Below are 21467 nucleotides of genomic sequence, written 5' to 3' on the forward strand. Positions count from 1 at the left end.
GCGCCAATTCCCCTTGCTATTTGGTATACTTATCCACAGCTGCTAGCATCAAACGCAGCGCCCGCCCCTGGGTCAAATTTCAATCAGCAGGGTGGGTCAATATTCGATCAGCGTCAACAATCAAGACCATGAAAAGCATCGCGACCCATGAACGCGCCCGGCTGGAGAACTCGTCCGCGAGCGTGGACATGAAGACGGCCGAAACGGAAGCGTATTCCTCCGGAAACAGCGAAGCTTGGCGATCGCCCTCGGCTGAGGACCTGGCTTGCGCGAACGAGGAGCGGGATTTCGCGCGGCGAATAGTGCGCGCAGCAGAAATTATTCTGGAGGCCACAGACACTCGTGCGTCTGCCGTGCTTGGCGCGATGTTGCAAGAGCTCGCGCCGAGCGAAGTCAGCGCATCGATGGGGATCGATCTCGCGGATTACTACGCGGCGAAGAAAAGGGTCTTGCGAAGGCTGGCCGCGTCGGCCACACTGTGATGCCCGCCGGCGCGAGAGCGATCTGCGCTCGCGAATCACTTCATGGGAGATTCCATGGCAAAACGAAACCACAAAGAAAGGTCCGGGCGCGTGAGCGCTGCGGAGACGGCCCGGATCGCGGCGTTGGACGCATTCCTTCTAGCCACCGAGGGCATCGGGCCTGAAGACGTCGATCGGATCAATGCCGAATGGGGCCTCCCAGCCGGAGCGACTCCAAGCGACATGCGCTTGGAGCCCGAACGCGTCGCCAGGTCTGCACGATTGCGAGGCGCGACTGAGAAAGACCAGCCTCCGACTATGGAGTCCGGCGACCTCCGCGAATGGGCCACTACAGACGGCAAGCTTGGCGACGAAAGAACGGCGCCGACGGGCAGCGTATTTCAAGTAATTGCCATAGGGGGTTCGATGATCGGCGCCGGCATCGCGGCCGGATCTCGCCTTGATGCCCGTGCTGCATCCGCAGCGCTCGACGGAGACATAGTATTGGCGAGGGTAGCCGGCAGCGGCTGGCTCCTGCGCCGCTGGGCGACCATTGGCGGCGCCACGGTGCTCTGCGCCGAGAATCCGCAAATCCTCGGCGTCGCGATCGACGACGCAAACCCGCCGGAAATTTTCGGCATCGTCCAGGGCGTCGACGACGGCACGCCCCAGCGCTGAGGTCAGGGCCTGCATATAAGCGCGCCGAACCACAGGACACGTGCGAGCGGAGCGGACGCGAAGATCCGGGCCCGTCCACTGCCCATTTAAAATCCGCCGGCAGCCGGCAAGCGATCCCTACGTCAAACAAAGGCGAACATTCTTATAACCTGCGTGACTGGCCGGCTGCAGACCGGCTCGCTTCGCGTTTGGCTACTGCCTTAATTCGAGCGCATGCTTCTCGCGCCGTGGCCGCCGAAATCTCTTTCGGGATTTGCGGCCAATGGGTGGTCCTCGTCGGCATTCTTATTGGACCAGGTTGGCGTTACCAGCGCGCTCCGAAATATTTTGCGTAAACGGTATTGAACCTATTGACAATGGGTTCGATCCTTGAGAACAGGTAAACCCGAAGGGCGCCCGCCCTCGCTAACCGATGGACAAGACGAAGCGAGATGACAATGACGCGAAAGCCAACCCTACACGACGGCGAATACTTGGCTCCTGAAGACGATTGGGACTTGCCTGTGGCCGAGCAATTGGCCGCTGCGGCCGAGCGCCATCAAAGCGACACTGCGCGCCGCACTGGACTAGATGCGTTCCCGGCACAGGCGCCCACGGTTCAGCCGCCCTCCCCGGCCCAACGATCCGCGACTTCTTTAGTTCCGCATGCGCGCGTTGCGCAGCGGCCATCGAATATATCGACTCCCACCGCCGACGATCTGTTCCCCAAGGCGATCCCCGTCGTTCTGCCCTTCCGCGACAAGCTGGACTATTTTCCGGCTTTGGCGTCGCGCACAGGTTTGTTTCAAGCAGGTCGATTCGGAGTTGAGCGCGATCAGGCGACGGTCCACTCGCCCGAGTCCTACGACCTTGCTTTCGCAGGCGAGGCCCTGACGATGAGAGACAAGGCGATTTGGGAAGCATGCATCCAGATCGCAAAAGGCGCCGACGACGCTGCGGCCGAGATCGAGGTGTCCCTTTTGGGCATCGGCAGACGCATTGGAGCCCACAATGACGGCGGGCGCGCGCTGGATTCGATATGGAGCAGCCTCAAAAGGCTCGCGGGCGCGCATGTGTCCGTCACGCTGGGGAGCTTTGGACGCGTGTCGGGATGCCTTCTCGCAGAAGCGCGACGCGAGAATGGCGGATGCTGGATAAGGCTCGACCATGTTTTCACCGCGCGGATTCTGTCGGAGGACACGCAGTTCAAAATGGACTCCGCTCGCCGGACCGCACTGAAAACTCTCGTGGGCCAATGGATGCACGACTATTTGTCGACCCATGGGAAGACCTATAAGGATGGCCTCGACATGCTGTATTTGCGCTCGCTTTGCGGCCATCCATGCCCATCGAGACGGTTTCCATCGATCATGAAATATGCGTTGGCCGATCTGGCGCTCGGTGCGCCGCAACTGGTCCAAGCATTTGACATTCAAAAGGGAACGCTCAAAGGGGATGAGTGGAAAATCCATATAGTTCGGGGCGCCGAAATGCCGGTCTTCGAACAGCCCCGCCGGCACGCCCCGGCACCGACGGCAAAAAAATCACGCCGAGGAGGCGTCTCGCTATAACCTGGCCCATGCAATAGACAGGGCCGATAGCCGAACTCCATTGTCGAGGCGCCGACTGGCGCAGGAGAGGGCCCCAGCGCGAAGGCATCGGCATATATGTTGTGCCTCATTGGAAAGCATCATTCTGCACGAGCGACCGTGCCATTCTGTCGGGCGAATTAGGACGAATTCAAGAGTGCACCGGAGGGCGAAAATACGCATACATGTTTACCGTTCTCCGTGCTTGAAGTGGAAGTTAAATTTTCGCTCCTATGAAAACGAAGATTGCTCGCTTTGGTCGAAACCACGCGTCTCACTGGCGCGGAGCGGCGTCATACGAGCAAGCGCGCTCTCGACAACGACGAAGCGCGCCAACGGTCACCGAGACTTGCTGACAGGCTCCGCTAGCTCGGCCAGAACACGCCGAAACGTGCATGGCTGGCGCATGATCAAACCCCCGATGAGTCAGCGGAGCGAGGAGCGTCCGTGCTCGAAAAGGCCCGCAGCCGTAACTGAACGGGATCGTTGGCCGTTTTTTGCAGGCAATTCCCTCCTGAAGCCCCGTGCTCCGTGCTTGGAGTGGACGGTTTCCGTGACTGAAATGGACGGCGACCGAGGTTTGCCGTGCTTGGAGTGGCGGGTATCCGTCTTTGAAGTGGACGCGAGCGTCACATCTATAGATCTTATAGATTAAAAAAACATAGATGCTAGCTCGGCGGCCGCCCCGTCCCGGGCGGCGCCGGCCTAGCCTCGACAAAATCTACGTCGCGGACAGGTCCGCGCCCGCGGCGCCGCTTGGCGCCCGCGAAAATTCGAAACGGGCTCCGCCCTGTCGTCGGCGCGGCGCTCCCACGAGCGCCAAGGCCCCATTGAGGCGTGCCAGAGCCCCCTGGCGCCGCTACAATGCGGCGCGCGGACAAAGCCCCATCCATCACGGTTTCTACTGCCATAAGCCGCGCTGTGAGAAGGCTTCGTAGCCGGGCCCGCAGCAGCCCGTATAATCGACAAGTTCTTCGATCTCCGCCCAGACAAGGCGAGGGCCCCTCTGCGGAGGAGCCCTCGCGAAACGAGTCCGTTAGCGCGGACCCGCTTCATCCATAAGAGATGAACGGCATTTCGGAGATGTTCATGAAGCTCAAACTTCTTGCTTGGCTCAAAGCCTGGTGGATCCGCCTTGTCCTGCTCGCGGCGTTGCTGCTTGCCAGTGGCCCGTGCGGCTAAGCTTGCTTTAGGCCAGTTGGGCGCGGTGTCAGCCGCGCCCTTTTTTTATATTCGCCGGCGATCGTCGTGTCAACGGCTGACTCGCGCGTAATCGCCGATCGAAGAGGCCGCGCTTCGACACGATTGCAAAACTGCAGCTCACACGCCACTATTGACGAGAATTACGCTGCTTCCCCTTGATCCCCATGGCGGCGAACGCCTCTTCGACCAATTTCTTCGCTTGATTGCCCCCTGGGGAAGCACGAGCAGGCTTCGGCTTACAGACTTCATCGAAACCGCCAGCGTCGATGGGCCAACGTCCGGCCTCCGCTGGAAAGTGCATCTCCGACGTCGAGCAATACCAATGGGCCAAATCGCATACGGTGACCATAGGCGATCCGTTGATCATGCGATACGGGATGAAAAACTTTCCCTGTCTAATGTAGTTCCATATCGTCGTGGGAGAACATCCCAAGATCCGCGCCAGCTTTGGCACGCCAACGAACGCAGCCTCCAAATTGTATTGGGCCACCAGCATCGCGCGCGCCGCGGAAAATTTGTGGTCGAGAGCCTTCGGATCAAGGGCGAGCGACGGCAGTGAAGTCGAATTGTCGGGTTGATGACAGCAGGGCAATGAATCCATGAGACCTCCGAATGATGTTTGGACCAAATCGGCCAAGACATACTCATGCCGGCCATCAAGGGCGACTGGCCGCGCTGAATCCGTGGCGCTAATCGCGAGCGCGCGGCCGGAGTCGATCGGCTTTGGAAAACGTCGGCCCAGCACTTGAGTTTCACTTTTTGTCGATGTAAAACAAAGGCAGTCCAGCCTGGCCAGGAGGGATGCCTTCGATTCAAGGGATTGATGATGGAAGCGATTTGTCTTGTCCCATTCGTGCTGGAAAAAGCAGCCGTCGATGCGCCGTCTGTCGGCTGCACTTCTCGAGTTGTCCGCTGCAACTCCGCCACACGTTTGCTCCAGATGCGTCGCCCGTTTCGCGCTTCCGGTCATTTTGAGCAGCCACAAGAGCGCGTTATGTATTCGCATAACCCTGATTTACTGTGGTTTCAGCAGGATTGCGACTCCGGGCCAGGGCACCAGTTAAAAAAAGACGGCCAGGCCGCCGGGCCGGGAGCCCTTGCCAGCGCTGGCTCCGCTGCGGTTAGATTCCCTGGCGATGCCGCCGCTGCAAATCCGCTGCAAATCGGCGACACGCGCTTCGATAAAAATCGACCGTTCAAGACGGCCAGTTCGTCCGTTCGTCGGCATATATTGAGGCCCTCCTCGCTTCCCGCACAAGGAAATTTCATGGCCACAATCAACGAAAGAACGCGCACCAACCGCCCTAACGCATGGCAAGTAAGCATCAGGGTCAAAGGCGAAAAGCCCATCATTGGAACTTTCGAGTCCAAGGCTTTGGCCGAGGAGTTCGTGCGCCGAGTGGAGCCGCCGTTGCGCAAAAAGCAGGCGAAGCTCGCCGCGTCGCTCAAAATGTCCGAGGGCAAGCCCGCCCCCCGCGTCGATTTCTACGCAGAAGACCTTGAAGAAGTCCTGACCAAGTTTGCAGAAAGCAGCGCGTGCACGCTCCGCCATCGCAAGACACTTCCGACAGTGATCAAGAGCGTTGGGCGGGTGCGAATCTGCGACGCGCGAACACCGTGGGTAAGAAGCTACGTTCAGAGGATGTCAAAATGTGTGACTCGTCGCAAGACAACCTTTAGCTACGAGACTCTAAAAGTCCACCTTGCGGTGATGAAGGCCGCGTGCGTCTGGCATGCCGAAAACCTTGGCGTCGACGACCCTTCGCTCCACTTCCACGGGAGGAAATGCTTCCCGAAGGGTTGGGACAAAGGCCGGGATCGAAGGCTGGAAGCGGGCGAAGAAGCCGCGCTCATGGGCGCCATCCGTTCAATTCGGAAGCCATCCCGATACCATTGGCGCCTTCTGTTCCGGCTCGCGCTAGCGACCGGCGCCCGGCTGCAAGAGTTGGTGCTGAGCGAATGGAGGGAAATGGTATTGGACGATCAAGTCTGGACAATTCCAGCCGAGCACTCGAAGACAGACGAAGCCCGAAGCGTCACCTTGTCGACAGCTGCGAGGAGAATCGTTCGACTCCTTCGCGCCCTGGCCAGCGCAGGGTCGGAGCGCATTTTCCATACTCTTGGAAAGCCGGATTCCGTGTCAGCTTGTTTCCACAAGCTGACGCTCAAAGCGGGGGTCCAAGACTTTAGATTCCACGACTTGCGCCATGAATCGATTACCAGAATGGTTTTGTATTCCGAGGCGAAATTCCGAGTGATCATGGCCATGGTTGGGCACAAGAGGGAATCAATGACGATGCGCTACACCAACTTGCGGCCGCACGAACTGGTCGGAGTCCTTGGCTAAATCGTCCACAAAGCCGCATGCATCCAGTGCGGCACCTCGCAGCGCAGCCAGCCTCCACCAATCCACAAGGACCGAAAATGACAGCTAAATCACGCATCGTGCTGAGCAAGACCGAGGCGCGAAGCCCCTTGTCGAGCTTTGAGGTGTCAATCCTCAAAGCCCGGCTTTCGATCGCCCAGCCCGCTCGGGCCGAACACTGGGACCTCCTGATCGACATGAAACTCCAAACGAACGCTCGACCGAACGAATTGCTCGGAGCGCTTTGGGAGGAGTTCGACGAGGCCAAAAAAATATGGCACCTGCCGGCCTCGCGCGGCAAATGTGGCGCGCGCGATATCGACTTGTCGGCCAAGGCGATCAAAACGCTCCGCAGATTGCGGTCGCTCGCCAAGCCAGGAGACGACCGCGTGTTCGCCTGCTTCGAAAGCGTTGTGAGCGTGGGCCGCGCTTATTCCGCGCAGGCGCTCAAAGCCGGCCTCGGGAGGAGATTTTTCCACGGGCTCAGGGGCCCCAAGCCGCTTGGTCCCACTCCATCAACCCTGCGCCTGGTTTCGCAGGCGGCGGCCTATCTCGGTCGTTCGCCGGCATAGGCATTGCTGGGCGGCGCTCGCGCTCGAAAGTTGAGGAGGCTCCAATGCTATCGATCGCGAAGATCAACAGCGCTACCAACCAGGCCAAGAAGAGCCCGCGCGGGAAAAGCTACTTGGCGTATTTGGGAGGCCCGACCAGCACCACGCGCCAGCGCGGCGACTTCGACGACTATGCCCGCGCCAAGAAAGGGGCCTCGGGTCCCGCCCCTTTCTGGGCATGCGAGGGGGCGGCGTTGTTGGGCCTGGGCGGCGACGCGGAGGCCCAACACGTCGAACGATTGGCCAAGGGCTTCCACCCGATCACCGGCGAGGCGTTGGTCAAGGGGGCCGGAGACGGGCACGTGATGGGCCTCGACATGACATTCTCGGCGCCCAAAGATGTGTCGGCCATCTTCGCCGGCGCCGACCAAGCGACCCGCGACGCCATCGTGGAATGCCTTCACGGATCGGCGAAGGCCGCCCTCGCCGACGCGGAAGCCAACACCGTCACGCGCCATGGACACGCCGGCAGGACCAAGCAGGCGGCCGAAGCGACGGTCGCGGCCTGCTACACCCATTTCAGTTCCCGGGCGGTCGGCGCGCCGGTCGGCGATCCGCAGCTGCACGTCCACGCGTTTCTCTTCAATGTCGCGATGCGGACAGGCTCCGCGCAATGGAGCGCGACCGAGCCGAGAGTCCAGTTCGAGCGCAAAATGGCGACCGGCGCGCTATTCCGCGTGGAGCTCGCCAGCCGGATGCGCGCGTTGGGATTCGGCGTCGAACCGTCCGGGCCCTATTTCACGATCCGGGGAATCGACGAAAAGCAGCGCGAGGCGCTGTCGCGCCGGTCGAAACAAATCGCCGACTATCTGCGCGAGTCCGGCATGCCCGGCGCCGAGAGGGCTGCCGCGCATTCGGTCGCCGCGCTAAACACGAGGGAGGCCAAGGCCGAGCCGCCGCTGCCGGAGCTGCTCGTCGAGTTCGAGCGGATGGCTGCGGCTCTGGGCATCACGCCCGCCTCCGTCGCCGAGATGCGGCTTCCTCCCCCTGCCCCGGCGGCGCCCAACGTGGCTCCCTTCGCCATCGACCGCGAGGAGCTTCTCGCGGCCCTCATGGAGAAGCAGTCGTGCGCGACTGCCCAGGAAGCCCTCGCAATGATCTGCGAGCGAGCCATGGGCCGATGGAACGCCGCCGAATGCCTTCTCGAACTGGACGCGTTCCTAGAAAGCGGCAACGTGGTGAGCTTGGGTAAGACCGAGCACCTGACGCGCATCTTCACCTCGCGCGCGACGATGGACATGGAGGCTCGGGTCAGCGACGCGGTGGCCGCCGGGGCTGCCGATCTCTCGCACCGCATCCCGGAAGCGCTGGTGGACGCCGAGTTCGACCGGATGGAGGCGGACCTGAGGGCCAAGCTTGGCGTCCCGGTGTCGCTTGGCCAGCAGCGGGACGCGGCGCTCCATGTGGCTTCCCATACGGGACGCCACGCCTTTGTGGAAGGCTGGGCGGGAACGGGCAAGACTACAATGATGCGGGCCTTGGGGGCGGCTTACAGAGCCGCAGGCTTCGAGGTGGTCGGATGCTGCCAATCCGCCGCCGCGAGCCTGAATCTGGCGCGCGAGACCGGCATCCCTTCGCGGACAGTCGCGAGCCTCTTGCTGGCGGTCCGCAACGGGAAGGCGCGCCTCGGCCCCGGGACGATCCTAGCCCTCGACGAGGCGGGCATGGTGGGGTCGCGCGAGTTCGCCCTGCTGCAAGGAGCAGCCCTGGCCGCCGGCGCCAAGCTCGTGGCCATCGGCGACCCCAAGCAATTGCAGCCCATCGAAGCGGGCGGCATCTTCAGGTCGCTCATCGACCGGCACGGGAAAGCGGAGATCTCAGCCATTCAGCGGCAACGGACAGACGCAGAGCCGTTACTGGCGTGGCTCGAAGAGCGCGGAAGCCTGTCGCGGGCCAAAGCCGCGGCGTTGCGGCAGGCGCCGGAGGATGCCCGGCTGCCCGCCATCGAAACCTTATGCGCGGAGGACGCCAAGCTCGCGCGTGGCTTCGATCGTTGGCGCGCGCGCTTCGACCACAAGTGGATGAGGGAGGCTGTCGAGATGTTCGCCATCGGGAAGGCGTCGGAAGCCTTGGCGATGCTCGACGAGCGCGGCCGCCTGCGGCTCGTCGCTGGGCACTCCGCCACCGTCGACGCCCTGATGGCCGACTGGGCCGCGGACAAGACGCCAACCGCGAACAAGACGATGATCGCGGGCACTCGCGCCGAGGTCCGGGAACTGAACGCGAGGGCGAGGGCTGGCCTCGTCGCCCAAGGGCTGGTCGATGACGCGCGGGGAATCGACGTGGAGATCGTCCATCGCGACGAATCGACCGACATGAGGCGCTTCGCTCCAGGCGACCGGATCGTCTTCACGAAGAACGACAAGGCAGTTGGCGTGTCCAACGGGGTGGCGGGGACGGTTGCGGGCATCGAGCGCCGCGAGTTCGCCACCCTGCTGGTCGTCGAACTCGACGAGCCCAACGGCCGCGGCGAGACGACGGCGAGGGTTCCAACGTCTCTTGGCCGCTTCGACCACGCGTGGTGCTTGACCAACCACAAGAGCCAGGGCCGCACCTTCGACGCGGCCTACGTCTTGGCCAACCCGGCGATGGCCGACAGGGAATGGACCTATGTTGCCGCGAGCCGCTCGCGCTTCGCGACGACCATTTACGCCAACACCGCCATGATGACCCCAGTGGATCCGGAGCGCCACGGACCGCTGGCGGAGCCTCTGCCGACGCGCCAAGCTGTCGTCGACACCCTCGCTTCCTCCATGTCGCGCACCAGGGCCAAGGGGACGACCTTGGATGATCGCTACGCGGCGGCGGTGGCAGTCGCCAAGTCGGCCCAGAGCGCGAATAAGCAGCTGGTCGAAGAGCTTTCACGCGGAGGCCCTTGATGAAAAGGCTCCCTCTCGAAGCGGGGAGCGAGTCGTCGGCGGCGATCACTGCGGCCGATCAAACTTGGACGCGGCCAGGGGTGACAGTTCGGCTCTCGGACGGTCGGCGGGCGCTATTGCGTGCCCTCGTCAAAGAATGCTCCCCGCCACCGTCTCCGACGGTCGCGATTGACCGCGCCATCGATCTGGCGACACAAGCCTCGCAGCGAGAAACGGAAGATGGCAATCGGGGCGACCTCGCCATCAAACTCGAAGATCTGTCATCCTTGGTGAAACGAGGCGCAATCGAACAGACGCTCGCATTGGCGAAAATCGAGGTCGGCATGAGGAGCCTCGGCGAGTCGCTGGCCACGGCGCTTGCCGAGGGTAGCCGCGAACGCGATCATTCGCGCCAAGACCTGCCATCCATTCGCTCTTGGGCTGAGCAAGAGGCTAAACGCCTTCCAAGGCCATCTTTTTTGGCCAAAGCGCGCTGGCAAGCCACTCAGCGTATCGACCATGGCCACGTGGCCGTCGATCTGCTTGTAGAACGCGTGGCCGCGGCCGATCTGCGAGGCCCGGCAGCTCGCGGCGCGCCGGCGTTAGTTCGAATGGACTCCCTCGCGAACGACACCCCATTCGCGCGATGCGATCCCGTCAACTCGTTCTACCTCATGTTCCAAGCGGCCAATGGATCAGAAGCTTGGAGCATGAGCCTGCATTCCCTCGACGACGGAGGCCGGTTGAGCCCGGCGACTTTCACGTCGGCGATTTGACTGAAGGACGAAATGCGCCGCGCGAGGCGACGAAAAATCTCACAACTGATCCAAGGGGCCGGGCGATTCCCAAGGTCGTTTGTTGCCGGCATGCATGCTAAGATTTACGCGGCACTTCCCGCCACGACGAAAGCAAACCAAAATGAAATCCTCGGAACTGTTGCGGCACCTCGAGAAAAAGATGAACAAGGACAGAGAGCAGAACCTTTCGGAGGTCGAACTCTCCGGGATCCTTGGAATTCCGCTTCCCACTCTCAGCCACTGGCGCAAGGACACGACGATACTCACAGCGCTGCAGGCGGCGAACGTGATCACTAGGGCACAGCGCACGGCGAGGCACCACGTTCACGCCCATGCCGTGAAGGCCATCGTCGAGTTTTTTCCCATTGACGCGGTTCCCGTCGGCCGCGACGAGAATAGGCTGGATGTCTTCGACACGAGCGCGGACGCGGGAAAACATCTGCTTGGACTGAGGGACATTTTGTGCGCCGCGAAATCGGGCCTATACATTTTCTATGACACCCGAGGCAAAGCGCTCTACGCTGGCCAGACGAAGAAGCAGGATATCTGGAAGGAGATGAATCTCGCGTTCAATCGAGATAGGAGCGCGCAGGTCATGACGTTGGTGCGCCATCCTTGGACAGACGTGAACTTCAAGCCGGCGCATATCCAAGTTCGCCAACCGAAGGACCAGCAACTGAAGCTTTACGATCTTGCCGCGTATTTCAGCGCCTACGAGGTTATACCGGAGATGGTGGACGATCTCGAAGCGCTGCTCATCCGCGCCTTCCCGAACGATCTCCTCAATTACAAGATGGAGAAATTCGGAAAGGCCGCGCGCAAGGCCGCCAAAACGAAGGCGGCCAACGCCGCAGCGAAGCGGGCGAAGTAGATTCAACACCCACGCGCACTGCGCTCGCTGCGATGGCAGCGCGAGTCGCGCGGAGCCCAGATCAAGCCCTCCCGACGCGCACCGCGTTTGCACCGCACCCTGGTGCGTTAGGTATATCCCTCCAAAAGGCATGAATAAAGCCGGCTTGGAATAAGAACGCGGTCAATGGGCCGGGGTCCACCGACGGCATGCGTTGGAAGTATCGCGGCGGGCGCGCCTTCGCGAGAAATGATCATCAAGAGCGGCGCACCGCATTGCGGCCGACTGCCTTCGCCTCGAAGAGAGCGCGGTCGGCCCCTCTATCATATGGACCGCCGGCATGCCGTTCATTGGGACAAGCGAGGCCACCCCAAACGACATCGTCACGGACATCCGCACGTCGGAGCGGTCTACCGACGTGGCGAGGTTTTCGACGTCGCGCCGGCAGCTGTCCGCGACTAAGACTCCCTGCCTACCCCCCGACCCCGACCAGTTCCCAGCCCTTGTTTCCCTTCTTGAAGCGGCCGGTCTGAGCGCCGGCGCCGGCGGTGAACTCGCACTTGAAACCTCCCAAGTCCGCTTTCGCGCAGTTGCCGACTTTGATTTTCGCAAGCTCCTCCTTCTGGCTTTCGGCGCCGGCCCTCCCGCTGACCTGTTCGATCTGCTTGGACATCGCCTCGCGCACGTCCCCGTCGCCCGGCGGCGACTCGCCGCAGCCAGCCAATCCGGCGACCACGCATGCCACCGATATCCGAATCCATATTTTTCTTGCCATGCCGTTCTCCTTGTCTATGAGGTGATCGAGGCGCCCGAAGCCGGCGTCTCGTTGATCTGCTGCCGCAGCAATTCCATCCAGCGGGCCCGCGCCATGCGATCCTTCATCGCCACGCGCCACTCCGGACGCTCCACATCCTTGACCGTCACAAAGAGGCCCGTGTTAGCCGCCGCCTCCCGGGAGGCTCGAACGTTGTGGGCGGCCCCTTGCACCGTTCCGACGACGACGCCCGTGGGCCGCTCCTCCCGGTCCACCCACGAGCGAAGCTGCTCGTAGCCGTAGGTCTTGAAGCCTCCGTCGCCGACGAGCGCGACGGCCCTCGACTTGACGTTGATCGCTATGCCCGTGCCATCCTCCGAGTGGTCGAAGCCCGCCCCCTTCGCGACGCCGAGAGATTCCAGCGCCGCGTCGTGCAGCTTCTCGCGACGAAGCGCCCGGCCGATCACGAACCACGCGAGCAGGACGGCCGGCCCCCAGGCGAGCGCGGCGGTGCCGAGCTTGCCGTCGAAGCCGGTGGCGAACTTGATGCCGAACGACCAAAACGTTCCCCATAAAACGGTTATGACTGCGAGAAATCCCATGACGCTCTCCTTTCCATTGATCAAAGCGCGAAAGCCGCGCGGCGCGTGGACGAATAATAAACCATTTAGGTTGTGATTCAACCTTTTGAGTCCTTCAAACTATTCGGTTGCCTTGCGACTATCCGGGTTGAATGGGAGATAGCGCGAATGGACGACGCTGGGCGCAACAAGAAGGAAGAGGCTAGGCATGCGAAAGTGGCCAGGGAAGTCGGCGCCCTAATCGCCAAGCGCAGGGCGGACTCGGGCATGAGCCAAGAGGATGTGGCCGAGCGCTTGGGGATCGGGAACGAGGCGGTGTCGCGGCTCGAGCGGGGCGTCGTTTCGCCCTCGATCCCCCGGCTGTTCGAATTCGCCGACATTTTCGATTGCAGGGTCGAGGATCTGCTCGTCCCGGCCAGCGACCGCCAGCAAGATCAATCCTCGGAAATAGCGCGCAGGATCATGCGGCTCGATCCTCTGGATCGGCGTTTCGTGTCCGACATTGTCGACCGGATGGCCGACTTCCTTGGCGGCAGAGCCATGGCTCCGGGAAGAAAGAAGCGCTCGGACGTCTGACGACCGGCGCGCAGCCCGGAGGACGGTTGTCCTCTCGGAGCGGCTGAAAAATATATATCAAAATCGCCACTTGCATAACAGGTTCATAGCCACCATGTTCACAACACAATGAAATTTCCTCATTGCAATATCCACATGGAGACACGATGGCTGTTCACTTCATCACCGGCTCGCCCAACGCCCTGTTGAAAAAATTCAACGACGCGATCGACCAAGACGAGCCGAAGGGCAAGATCACGACATGGCAAAAGCACGCGCAAGGCGGCACGACCTACTACACGCACGTAGCTCCGCAATGGCACAAGAAGGCATTCTTCCGAGCCAAGTCCGCGGAAGGGAAGCTCACCTTCAACATCATCAAGCCTGAAGGCAGCAACGTGACCACGGATGTCTACGCGTATTACCACGGCCATCTCATCGAAACGTTCCTGCGGCATTTCGACGATTCATTCACGGAAGGCAAAGCGACGGCCGGAGTCGAATCTCCCGACAAGGTCAGCTGACCTCCCGAGATCCGAATCATTTGACGACGGGGACCGCCGCGCCGTCGCGCTTGTTCTTTTCCTCGAGCAGGCGCCACTTCTCGGCCACCTCCGGCTGGAACAACGGGACGAAGACATCCCACGAATGATCGTATTTTTTGTTGACCGACCGCTTGCAAACAACCTCGACGCCCGGCTGGTCGTATTCGACCGACTTGCGCGCCCAGCGCGCCTTCAACGGGACGAGGCACCGGGGAACGACGATCCTGATGTCCGGATCCATGGGCTCATAGGCCACCTTCCTCCCGACGCTCTCGCGGGTCAGGAAAGTCCTAGCGGCCTCGCGGATGTCATAGAGGCTATGCACCTGGGCATTGCCGCGGTATCGCAAAAGCGGATCGCGGTGGAAATCCGGCTCCGCCGCTCCGGCGGTGGAAAAAATCAGCATGAGCCCCGCCGCCGCCGTGGCGGCTTTGCTATTCAATCGTGACAGTGCCCACATATTTGCCCTCCTTGTCCAGCCTGTTCTTGATCAAATAAGCGTAGAGCGCGTTCCACATTGGCAGCTCATACATCGTGACGCATCCCTCGGAGAGATTGCCGACATGGACGAAGTTGCTGTTGAGCGTCGCCGCGTATTCGATCGGGAACCACACCGTATGGTATTTCAAATCCGGATATCCGCCCGGAGCCGTGACGTAGAAACCGGTGAACTTCGTCCCCTTGGGATTTTGCGGGGCCAAAATCCGGTATGTGCCCTTCGGCAACGGCTTGGAATGCTTGACCTTTTTGTAATCGGGACTGGCGACATTGGTCTCCGGGTAATCGACATCCGAATCCAAGCTGATCGTCGCGCTCTTGCCGTCGAACGAGAGCGTGGCGAGAAGCTGGTTGTGCCCGTCCCCTCCCCGGGGCTGGGAAACGAGCCACTTCCTGCCCAGGGTCTTCGCGACGATCTTCGCGCCAGGTCCCCGGGGCCCGGCGACGAGGCACTTCGCGGCGTTGTCCTTGCCCAAGCTGGCCTTGAGTCCCTTGTTGGTTCCTTCGAGGATCAGGAAATGCGTCCTGTCGCCCTCCTCCGAGACGGCCACCTTGACGAACTCGCACAGGTAGCCGCTCTCCCCGGACGGCTCCAGCTTCACCCGGAGCCAACCGGTCGAGTCGGGGGACTTCGTGTATCGGATCTTCACGTCGACCGGATGGACGCTTCCCGGCCTCGGATTGGTCGGGGCTATTGCGATGGGTTGGCTCATGCTTCGCGATGCCCCAAATAGACTTCGATCGGATGCGCGCCGTCGGTGGCGTAGCGCTTGGTGCGGCCCTCCGCATCGGTGACGCCCTTTTCATAGGCTCCCGACTGCAGCTTGACCGTGTAGGGGATGTCGGGCATGGGCTGCTTCTCGTCGTCGAGGAGCACGAACTGCTCGTCGAATGTCGCGTCCTTCGCCGGCGAGGCCGCCTTGGACAACGCGCTCGCGGCCGAGCCGGCGGCGGCGGCGGCTTCGGCCCCCGCAAGAGCCTTCACGGCGTTGGCCGGGGACGACGCGCCTGATCCGCCCGAGCTCCACTCCACGGTGTCGGTGAACTGCGTGGCGACCAACGTCGCGCCGCACGCCGTCTTCATGCCGGCGACGGCGACCCCTTTGCCATAGAACGTTGTCGTGAGGACGCCCTCGATGATGGGGAAAGCGCCCCTGCACTTGGGGCATTGGACCTTGTGGCCGATGTAGGCGATGGGCTGCCCCATGCAGATGTCCGTCAAGGATCCCTCCAAGACGGTGCCGCCGTGGCTCGTCGGATCGCCCTTCCTGATGATTTCGCCGGCCATGTCCGCCTCATGTTTTGATTTGGAAAGATTGTAATCGATATAACGCTTTCCCGCTAAAAAATGTCGCCGTCGTCGCTTTGCGGGCGGCGACGACAAGCCGCCGCTGTCGAGATTTGGACCTTTTCATCCGTTGCTCCGCCCCGACCGAGCCTCGGCCGCGAGCCCGCAACAAATCATCGATCTTCGCCGAACAAAGCGCGCCGCTTGCGACTAGAACCATTTGACGATCAAGGACTGGCGCCTTCTGGTCGGAAAAGTCGCCGCAGCGCGCTCGGAGTCCATTGTCGCGCCCTGCGCGCCGGTTGCCTTAAGATACGGCGAGCAAAGGTGGTTTGGGGATTGGCGTGGGAGAAGGAGGCGGCCGCCTAAGGAGAGTCCCATAAAACTCTTCCACCCACCGCGGCTCACTTTCGGAGCCTAGAAATGGGGACGGCCAATCAAAAGATCGGCCGTCTGAACGTCGCATACCGGAATTCGCAAACGCCGGTGCTGTAATATTTTTGTGACTTTGCATCTATGACGCAAGCCCCAATGACTGCTAATATACGCCACTTTCCATCACCTGTCAATCGTGCCCATGCCCCTCAACTACGCGTCAGTGGTGTCAAATTTCTCCGGCTCGCGCCTGGACACTTACAAGCTGCGCTTAAATTGCGGCGACGAGGCTCAGACGGTGGAAATGTTTTTTTTGTTTCAAGACATTTGCTCACATTTGTTCACCCCTTTGCAGATGCTCGAAGTTACTCTGAGGAATGGCATCCACGCTGCGGCCCGGGCCAAGCGAAGGCAAATCGATTGGTATGCTCACATCGCTTTGACGCCGGAATCCCAACGCCATCTGGCGGCGGCCCAAACGTCGGCCACCAGAGACTTGCAAAACATTCGAATCCCTACGACAGACGATATCATATGCCGGCTACCCTTCGGATTTTGGGTATACATGCTGTCGCAGACCTACCGCGACACCAAGCCGGCTACCAATCTTTGGAACCAGTTCAATCAAAAAACGTTGTTCCCCCATGCGCACGGAATGACCATGAAGGCAATTTTCAGTCGGTTGGAGATCGTAAATAATCTCCGGAATCGGCTGTTTCATCATGAGCCCATTTGGAGCGGCTACGGCGTTTCGGATATTGACCAAGCCCTGAAAAAGATCAAGGAGAAGCATCAGTTGGTGACCGAAACGTTGGGCTGGATTTCGGCCGAACAGAGGGACTTGTTGTCGGCTTGGGGATTTGAAGGGCGATTCAACTTGGCGTGCGACGCCTCTCGCTTCAATCGGAGAATGTGGTGACGCCGTCCAGCCACGATTGGGGCGCGCAGGTTCAAAGCCGACCAGGCGAGCGCTGAGAATTTTCGAAGCGAACAATGCCCGCTTCTCGCGAGGCTGTCGCGTCGCGCACCCGCTGCGCGGCCGGAAAAGGGCGCGAAAAGCATGGCCGATCGCGCTCCTCAATGAATTGCAGACGTTGGATGCCGCTTTATCAAAGGCGGTTATATTCCGGTCCTGTAGTCGTTGCTTGTTGTTGAAAAATGCAAAAGGTCGGTGAACATGTCCCCGACCATTGGCGGGCGTCCAGCCCTAGTGGCGGCCGGGGCTAGGCCCCGCCGTCCAAAGCGCGCCGCAGCGTCGGCTGGACGAGTCCGATCCTTTTGACGGGACCTATTTCTCGGGAAATGACGACGTGCCCGCTCCTGGCGAGCATTTCCATCGCATGTTCGGCCAATGGCAGTGGTTGGCCAATGGCCTCCGCAATGGCGTCGCCGCGTTGATGTCCGCCATTCAGAATAGCCAACCCGGCCTCGCGCACGAGACTGGCCTCCCTCTCCCCCAGCACCGCAGACACGCCCCTGGGAAGAATGCCGCACGGTTTGAAGCCTCTGCCGATCGCTTTGAGGGAGTCCGCATAGCCAAGATGCTCCAAGATCGCGAGAGACTCGGCCGTCATTCCCGGCTCCACGCCTTCCTTCCTCATCGCATCCAGCACGGCCTCGGGGTTTCCCATGCTCAGCCCGATCGCCAAGAATTGTTCATACAAGACGGAGAGCAAAAGGCTGTCGGCGGTGGAGAGTCCCGCGATCGATGCCACTGCGTGGGCCAGATACGGAGCAGGCTCGCCAACGGGCGGCTTGCGAGAATGGCCGAAAATGGCGTCGACGACCCGGTCCAGACAGGCAGAGAAGTCGCTCGGGTCAGGAACGCCTTGCCACACAGTGGACTTCAAGGAGGTGGGGACCTCGCAACGGTCGAGGACGATCGGGATGAGCTTCGTGCCCTCCTCGATCCTCTTGACCACCGCCAAGTTCAATTCTTGGCGCACCCATGGCTTGGCGACGCTCGCTTCGGAGAGCACGATGATCACGACCGATGCTTGGGCGATCCCGTCCTCGAAAATCTTGTCGACCAAGCTGTCCCCCGGCGCCATTTCCCACTGGTCCAGCCAAGCGTCGACGCCGCGCTGGCGCAAGGCCTCGGCAAAAGGGACTACGAAACGCTCCTTGTCTTCGCTTGCATGGCTGACAAATACTCGCGGGGCTGTCATGGCTTCTCCAAATTCTTCAAGGGGATTGTCGTTCGAGTCCGGGAAATCCCGCAGCCCAGAACGGTGAAAATTTAAACGCGCCGAGACGACTGTTGCGAACCGAGCTCGCGCTGGCTTTGACATTCGAGAAAAGCGTTGCCTGTGGCGTGCCCGGCCCTCGCGCTATCACTCATTGATTCGGACCTCAATCAAATCGCGAGCGACGCATACGCCGTCCTTGACAATGTAGGCTTCGACGAAATGATCTCCGTGGAAATCGGTGCTCTCGTATTTCTGCTTCTTGCCGCCGTCGGGCTCGATCTGCCCGCGGATCATCTTGCGCCGCTCCGCTTCGGCGCCGACGTTGCGAACCTTCCACATGACATCGTAGGGCAACGGAACGTTGCAGTGCTCGACGTAAAAGCGGAGCGACCTAGCCTTGGGAAGCCAAATGAACGCCTCGGCCATTCGCCGCAGCTTGCTCGCCGCGGCGCCGTCCCCGGTCACCTCGCTGTCGATGTCCAAGTCATATCGGATGTCGACTGGATAAACGTCCTCGATGTATTGCTCGGTCGTGTAGCGCGAGAAGTCCTGCGCCATGGCCTCGGACTTGATGACCGTCGGCACCTCGGCGGGAAAGCTGCGGCCGAAGACTTCCCGGTAGAGCTTGATCATCATCTTGTCGGTGTCGGCGTTCAACGCCTCTTGGCATTTGGCAGCCGCCTTCTTTGCCTTCTTCTGGAACTTCCCGCTACTGTGGACCCGCTGCCCGCTGCCGGGCGCCGCCCAGTAATCCTGATGGGCCAAGCCGCCGAGATAGGTGAACAATGAAACGAAAAGCTTACCGTAAGACTTGTAGGTGGCGGCGTCATAATCGTCGGTCTGGCCGAAGAAATTGTAGACGAGAGTATCGACCAATAGTCCGCCCATGTTGACGCCGTGCTGATTTTTCCAGGCCCGGATCATCTTGCACGCATGCTTCAAGTTGCGGTTGGTCACGTCGTTGCGCGCGTCGACCGCAGCGATCTCCTTGATCGGCTTGCAGATCTTCCAAGTTCCCCCGTCGTGCGTGTCGCCGAACCGGTAACCATCGCAGTCCTTGTCCCAGAACGCGGGAAGCACCTCGACGACAAATTTGTTGAATTCGACCACCACGACTTGCCCGTCCCCCTTGATTTCGGTGTTGGGGTAGCGCGTCTTCAACGAGCCGCGCACGGCCTGCAGCAATTGGGAAGGCCCGTTCCCTTGGTAGTCGCGGTATTTCTCATACGTGGACCATGGAAGCTCGAATACCATGTCCAAGTCGCTGATCCCATGGATGGCCGTCCCCCTCCCGTAGGAGCCGACTTGCCGCCGATGCGCGACATTCGACTCGAGGTCCCAAAAATCTTTGTTCAGCCTGGTGGTAATGTTCGAATAGGCGGTCGAGATGTCGCCGGCGTTCCGGACCACCAAGTTGGCGCGAAATTGTTCGAATAGTGGGGCGCTCATTTATTTCCAGCAGATGGCGAATGGGGCATGCGATGCCAGGAAGACGGATGCGGCGACAAGTGCCCAAACTGAGAGCGCGGCTAGGCAAAGAATCAATCCCAAGGGCATTTTGTCGCGCCAAAATTTGAATCGCAGCTGCTCGTCCATCCAGCCGGTCTGCGCCTGCCAAAAGAACTTGTAGTGCGCATACCAATCGCTAAGGAAAATCTGCTTTGGAATGCCGAACGCCAGCGCCTCTGCCTGAATCCGATCATGCGTGGTGGCGAAGGCGGACATGTCGGCCGTGTCGGGCTCCGCCTTGACGTGCTGATACAGCGCCCGAAGCTCGTGGAACTTCCCCGTCAAGCTGTCGCCCGCCTTCGCGTATTTGTCCTTGTCCTGCATGTAGAAATTGATGAAGAGCGACGCGACGCCTAAGACCAGAAACGTCGCCGAGACGAACTTCTGCTCCAATTGGGGGATGAACAGGGCCCCGATGCCCGCGGCGATGGACAGCAGGGCGAGCCACCCCGGCACTTTTTCAACGATGTCAAAAGTCGCCAGATGCTTTTTCGCGGCGTAGCCGACGTTGTATCCACTCTCGGCGATCATTTTTAACAGCCCATCCTTTGTCATTTTTTTAACTTTCTTGGTCGAGTGTCGAGGCAAAGTGCCACTGGTCGGCAAGGAGAACCGTGGTTCGAAGTTTTCCTCAAACCAGACAAATGGAGGTCGATATCATCTTTACAAGAGGAAACCACTCTTGTTATTAAAATAATTTGATGCGCGATAGTGGCGCAGGCTGCGACCGAGCTGTTGGCCTACGGGGCGGACCCCAACGCGCTCGACGATGATGACAAGACCGCTCTCATGCTGGCGGCCACCAACGGCAGGCGCGAATCCGCGATGCTCCTCCTTCCTGTGTCTGATCTCAACGCTAGAGACAATGAAGGGCAGATCGCGGCAGCGCTGGCGCGAGAGAACTGGCCAGATCTCGCCGCCGAATTGGACTCGTTCGGCCGTGCCCAATCGGAGCGAGGACTTCTAGAAGAAAGCCTTCAACCGATGTGCACCGGAAAAGGTGGCGGTAAGACATTGTGACGCACAGGATCGAAGGAGCAGAAAAGCTGGACTCGCCCCCGGTCAATTCTTCTTGAGCCGCACATGCAAATGGGTGCTTCCGCCCTCGATGGGCGCGGACTCGCGAATTTCCAAGAATTTTTGCAGACGCATTAGTTCGCCGAGCTTTTGGCAGCCGTAATTGCGAGGGTCGAAGGAAGGATTCGTCTTGAGAAGGAACGAACCCACCAACGACAGCGAGGCCCATCCGTCGTCACGAGCGGCCGCGGTCACCGCTTGGCTGACCATCGGCCTTAATGCGGGCGCCGGCGGCTGAGCCTCTTCAAGACGCGGCTTGGCTTCCTCGACTGCCGGGGGGCGCAAAATCTCGGTGTAGACGAAGCGGTCGCAAGCGGCGACGAATGCTTCGGGCGTCTTCTTCTCGCCAAAGCCGTAGACGGCCAGTCCAGCTTCCCAGATCCGGTTCGCCAAGCGCGTGAAGTCGCTGTCGGAGGAGACCAAACAGAATCCGTCGAGCTTGCCGCCGTGAAGCAGGTCCATTGCGTCGATGATGAGCGAGGAATCGGTGGAGTTCTTCCCCGTCGTGTAGCTGAACTGTTGCATGGGCTGGATTGCCATGCGATGGAGCGTATCCTTCCACCCCTTCAAGTTGGTAGTCGTCCAATGTGAACGGCTTCGCAAAACCGCCTAAATCTGGCTTTGACCGGCGCATTCATTGCACTCCCACAAGCATGCCCTGTTTCCAGGAGCGCGCCGTCTGAGGTGTGTGTTGGTCGATGCGCC

Annotated in this window: 22 protein-coding genes; 12 read left to right on the top strand and 10 right to left on the bottom strand. The window is 60.7% G+C overall.

The window, feature by feature from the left end; all coding sequences use genetic code 11:
* Nucleotides 1-128 precede the first annotated feature (128 nt).
* The 3 genes from ACP7D4_RS26355 to ACP7D4_RS26365 all read left to right on the top strand — a co-directional run bounded on the left by ACP7D4_RS26355 (nucleotide 129) and on the right by ACP7D4_RS26365 (nucleotide 2689).
* The gene (locus tag ACP7D4_RS26355) at nucleotides 129-482 is read left to right on the top strand and encodes a hypothetical protein (RefSeq protein WP_426212270.1); all 354 of its coding nucleotides are present in this window, start codon (nucleotides 129-131) and stop codon (nucleotides 480-482) included.
* A 54-nt stretch (nucleotides 483-536) separates the two neighbouring features.
* Nucleotides 537-1139 carry a LexA family protein gene (locus tag ACP7D4_RS26360; RefSeq protein ID WP_426212272.1) on the top strand — a complete coding sequence of 201 codons (603 nt, stop codon included), beginning with the start codon at nucleotides 537-539 and terminating at the stop codon, nucleotides 1137-1139.
* 437 nt (nucleotides 1140-1576) lie between these two features.
* Nucleotides 1577-2689 carry a hypothetical protein gene (locus ACP7D4_RS26365; RefSeq protein WP_426212274.1) on the top strand — a complete coding sequence of 371 codons (1113 nt, stop codon included), beginning with the start codon at nucleotides 1577-1579 and terminating at the stop codon, nucleotides 2687-2689.
* 1348 nt (nucleotides 2690-4037) lie between these two features.
* Here the strand turns inward: ACP7D4_RS26365 and ACP7D4_RS26370 are convergent.
* On the bottom strand, nucleotides 4038-4895 hold the full coding sequence (locus ACP7D4_RS26370) for a helix-turn-helix transcriptional regulator (protein WP_426212276.1): 858 nt from the start codon (nucleotides 4893-4895) through the stop codon (nucleotides 4038-4040).
* A gap of 9 nt (nucleotides 4896-4904) precedes the next feature.
* On the opposite strand from ACP7D4_RS26370, the gene ACP7D4_RS26375 reads away from it, so the two are divergent.
* From ACP7D4_RS26375 to ACP7D4_RS26395, 5 genes are all read left to right on the top strand, one after another.
* Nucleotides 4905-6257: a site-specific integrase gene (locus ACP7D4_RS26375; protein ID WP_426212278.1), complete on the top strand. Its 1353-nt coding sequence runs from the start codon at nucleotides 4905-4907 to the stop codon at nucleotides 6255-6257.
* A 77-nt stretch (nucleotides 6258-6334) separates the two neighbouring features.
* Nucleotides 6335-6847, top strand: a complete 513-nt coding sequence (locus tag ACP7D4_RS26380) for a hypothetical protein (RefSeq protein WP_426212279.1) — start codon at nucleotides 6335-6337, stop codon at nucleotides 6845-6847.
* A 44-nt stretch (nucleotides 6848-6891) separates the two neighbouring features.
* Nucleotides 6892-9765, top strand: coding sequence for a MobF family relaxase (gene mobF / locus ACP7D4_RS26385; protein WP_426212280.1), 2874 nt, complete (start codon nucleotides 6892-6894; stop codon nucleotides 9763-9765).
* A complete protein-coding gene (locus ACP7D4_RS26390) occupies nucleotides 9765-10520 on the top strand; it encodes a hypothetical protein (protein WP_426212282.1) in 756 nt (251 codons plus the stop codon). The genes mobF and ACP7D4_RS26390 overlap by 1 nt, the downstream gene beginning before the upstream one ends.
* Nucleotides 10521-10662: 142 nt before the next feature.
* A complete protein-coding gene (locus ACP7D4_RS26395) occupies nucleotides 10663-11412 on the top strand; it encodes a hypothetical protein (RefSeq protein WP_426212283.1) in 750 nt (249 codons plus the stop codon).
* A 451-nt stretch (nucleotides 11413-11863) separates the two neighbouring features.
* Here the strand turns inward: ACP7D4_RS26395 and ACP7D4_RS26400 are convergent, their stop codons facing one another.
* Nucleotides 11864-12166 carry a hypothetical protein gene (locus tag ACP7D4_RS26400; protein ID WP_426212284.1) on the bottom strand — a complete coding sequence of 101 codons (303 nt, stop codon included), beginning with the start codon at nucleotides 12164-12166 and terminating at the stop codon, nucleotides 11864-11866.
* 14 nt (nucleotides 12167-12180) lie between these two features.
* Nucleotides 12181-12747 (bottom strand): DUF4755 domain-containing protein, encoded by a 567-nt coding sequence (locus ACP7D4_RS26405; protein ID WP_426212286.1) that lies wholly within the window; start codon nucleotides 12745-12747, stop codon nucleotides 12181-12183.
* Between the two features lie 147 nt (nucleotides 12748-12894).
* On the opposite strand from ACP7D4_RS26405, the gene ACP7D4_RS26410 reads away from it, so the two are divergent.
* Nucleotides 12895-13302: a helix-turn-helix domain-containing protein gene (locus ACP7D4_RS26410; protein WP_426212287.1), complete on the top strand. Its 408-nt coding sequence runs from the start codon at nucleotides 12895-12897 to the stop codon at nucleotides 13300-13302.
* 146 nt (nucleotides 13303-13448) lie between these two features.
* Nucleotides 13449-13805 (top strand): hypothetical protein, encoded by a 357-nt coding sequence (locus ACP7D4_RS26415; RefSeq protein WP_426212289.1) that lies wholly within the window; start codon nucleotides 13449-13451, stop codon nucleotides 13803-13805.
* Between the two features lie 16 nt (nucleotides 13806-13821).
* Here the strand turns inward: ACP7D4_RS26415 and ACP7D4_RS26420 are convergent, their stop codons facing one another.
* Genes ACP7D4_RS26420 through ACP7D4_RS26430 form a run of 3 tightly spaced genes read right to left on the bottom strand, consistent with a single transcriptional unit; the run spans nucleotide 13822 to nucleotide 15612 of the window.
* On the bottom strand, nucleotides 13822-14286 hold the full coding sequence (locus tag ACP7D4_RS26420) for a hypothetical protein (RefSeq protein WP_426212290.1): 465 nt from the start codon (nucleotides 14284-14286) through the stop codon (nucleotides 13822-13824).
* Nucleotides 14261-15037: a hypothetical protein gene (locus tag ACP7D4_RS26425; RefSeq protein WP_426212291.1), complete on the bottom strand. Its 777-nt coding sequence runs from the start codon at nucleotides 15035-15037 to the stop codon at nucleotides 14261-14263. Before ACP7D4_RS26425 ends, ACP7D4_RS26420 begins: the two co-directional genes overlap by 26 nt.
* Nucleotides 15034-15612, bottom strand: a complete 579-nt coding sequence (locus tag ACP7D4_RS26430) for a PAAR domain-containing protein (RefSeq protein ID WP_426212292.1) — start codon at nucleotides 15610-15612, stop codon at nucleotides 15034-15036. The genes ACP7D4_RS26425 and ACP7D4_RS26430 overlap by 4 nt, the downstream gene beginning before the upstream one ends.
* 577 nt (nucleotides 15613-16189) lie before the next feature.
* Here ACP7D4_RS26430 and ACP7D4_RS26435 point away from each other — a divergent pair.
* Nucleotides 16190-16906 carry a hypothetical protein gene (locus ACP7D4_RS26435; protein WP_426212293.1) on the top strand — a complete coding sequence of 239 codons (717 nt, stop codon included), beginning with the start codon at nucleotides 16190-16192 and terminating at the stop codon, nucleotides 16904-16906.
* A 304-nt stretch (nucleotides 16907-17210) separates the two neighbouring features.
* On the opposite strand, the gene ACP7D4_RS26440 is transcribed toward ACP7D4_RS26435, so the two are convergent.
* From ACP7D4_RS26440 to ACP7D4_RS26450, 3 genes are all read right to left on the bottom strand, one after another.
* Nucleotides 17211-18155, bottom strand: a complete 945-nt coding sequence (locus ACP7D4_RS26440) for a toll/interleukin-1 receptor domain-containing protein (protein ID WP_426212295.1) — start codon at nucleotides 18153-18155, stop codon at nucleotides 17211-17213.
* Between the two features lie 165 nt (nucleotides 18156-18320).
* Nucleotides 18321-19625, bottom strand: coding sequence for an SMODS domain-containing nucleotidyltransferase (locus ACP7D4_RS26445; protein WP_426212297.1), 1305 nt, complete (start codon nucleotides 19623-19625; stop codon nucleotides 18321-18323).
* Nucleotides 19626-20240 carry an SLATT domain-containing protein gene (locus tag ACP7D4_RS26450; protein WP_426212299.1) on the bottom strand — a complete coding sequence of 205 codons (615 nt, stop codon included), beginning with the start codon at nucleotides 20238-20240 and terminating at the stop codon, nucleotides 19626-19628.
* Nucleotides 20241-20396: 156 nt separating this feature from the next.
* Between ACP7D4_RS26450 and ACP7D4_RS26455 the strand changes: the two genes are divergently transcribed.
* Complete coding sequence (locus tag ACP7D4_RS26455; protein WP_426212301.1) at nucleotides 20397-20705, top strand: ankyrin repeat domain-containing protein; 309 nt, start codon at nucleotides 20397-20399, stop codon at nucleotides 20703-20705.
* Between the two features lie 42 nt (nucleotides 20706-20747).
* Here ACP7D4_RS26455 and ACP7D4_RS26460 read toward each other — a convergent pair whose 3' ends face one another.
* Nucleotides 20748-21365, bottom strand: a complete 618-nt coding sequence (locus ACP7D4_RS26460; RefSeq protein WP_426212302.1) for an NYN domain-containing protein — start codon at nucleotides 21363-21365, stop codon at nucleotides 20748-20750.
* Between the last annotated feature and the right edge of the window lie 102 nt (nucleotides 21366-21467).

Origin of the sequence: Massilia sp. TWP1-3-3 (assembly GCF_049897805.1) — a bacterium.
Classification (GTDB): domain Bacteria; phylum Pseudomonadota; class Gammaproteobacteria; order Burkholderiales; family Burkholderiaceae_D; genus Telluria_A.

Coding starts and splice junctions, on each gene's coding strand:
- ACP7D4_RS26355 (WP_426212270.1), top strand. CDS start 129: ATGAAAAGCATCGCGACCCATGAACGCGCCCGGCTGGAGAACTCGTCC.
- ACP7D4_RS26360 (WP_426212272.1), top strand. CDS start 537: ATGGCAAAACGAAACCACAAAGAAAGGTCCGGGCGCGTGAGCGCTGCG.
- ACP7D4_RS26365 (WP_426212274.1), top strand. CDS start 1,577: ATGACGCGAAAGCCAACCCTACACGACGGCGAATACTTGGCTCCTGAA.
- ACP7D4_RS26375 (WP_426212278.1), top strand. CDS start 4,905: ATGTATTCGCATAACCCTGATTTACTGTGGTTTCAGCAGGATTGCGAC.
- ACP7D4_RS26380 (WP_426212279.1), top strand. CDS start 6,335: ATGACAGCTAAATCACGCATCGTGCTGAGCAAGACCGAGGCGCGAAGC.
- mobF (WP_426212280.1), top strand. CDS start 6,892: ATGCTATCGATCGCGAAGATCAACAGCGCTACCAACCAGGCCAAGAAG.
- ACP7D4_RS26390 (WP_426212282.1), top strand. CDS start 9,765: ATGAAAAGGCTCCCTCTCGAAGCGGGGAGCGAGTCGTCGGCGGCGATC.
- ACP7D4_RS26395 (WP_426212283.1), top strand. CDS start 10,663: ATGAAATCCTCGGAACTGTTGCGGCACCTCGAGAAAAAGATGAACAAG.
- ACP7D4_RS26400 (WP_426212284.1), bottom strand. CDS start 12,166: ATGGCAAGAAAAATATGGATTCGGATATCGGTGGCATGCGTGGTCGCC.
- ACP7D4_RS26405 (WP_426212286.1), bottom strand. CDS start 12,747: ATGGGATTTCTCGCAGTCATAACCGTTTTATGGGGAACGTTTTGGTCG.
- ACP7D4_RS26410 (WP_426212287.1), top strand. CDS start 12,895: ATGGACGACGCTGGGCGCAACAAGAAGGAAGAGGCTAGGCATGCGAAA.
- ACP7D4_RS26415 (WP_426212289.1), top strand. CDS start 13,449: ATGGCTGTTCACTTCATCACCGGCTCGCCCAACGCCCTGTTGAAAAAA.
- ACP7D4_RS26420 (WP_426212290.1), bottom strand. CDS start 14,286: ATGTGGGCACTGTCACGATTGAATAGCAAAGCCGCCACGGCGGCGGCG.
- ACP7D4_RS26425 (WP_426212291.1), bottom strand. CDS start 15,037: ATGAGCCAACCCATCGCAATAGCCCCGACCAATCCGAGGCCGGGAAGC.
- ACP7D4_RS26430 (WP_426212292.1), bottom strand. CDS start 15,612: ATGGCCGGCGAAATCATCAGGAAGGGCGATCCGACGAGCCACGGCGGC.
- ACP7D4_RS26435 (WP_426212293.1), top strand. CDS start 16,190: ATGCCCCTCAACTACGCGTCAGTGGTGTCAAATTTCTCCGGCTCGCGC.
- ACP7D4_RS26440 (WP_426212295.1), bottom strand. CDS start 18,155: ATGACAGCCCCGCGAGTATTTGTCAGCCATGCAAGCGAAGACAAGGAG.
- ACP7D4_RS26445 (WP_426212297.1), bottom strand. CDS start 19,625: ATGAGCGCCCCACTATTCGAACAATTTCGCGCCAACTTGGTGGTCCGG.
- ACP7D4_RS26450 (WP_426212299.1), bottom strand. CDS start 20,240: ATGACAAAGGATGGGCTGTTAAAAATGATCGCCGAGAGTGGATACAAC.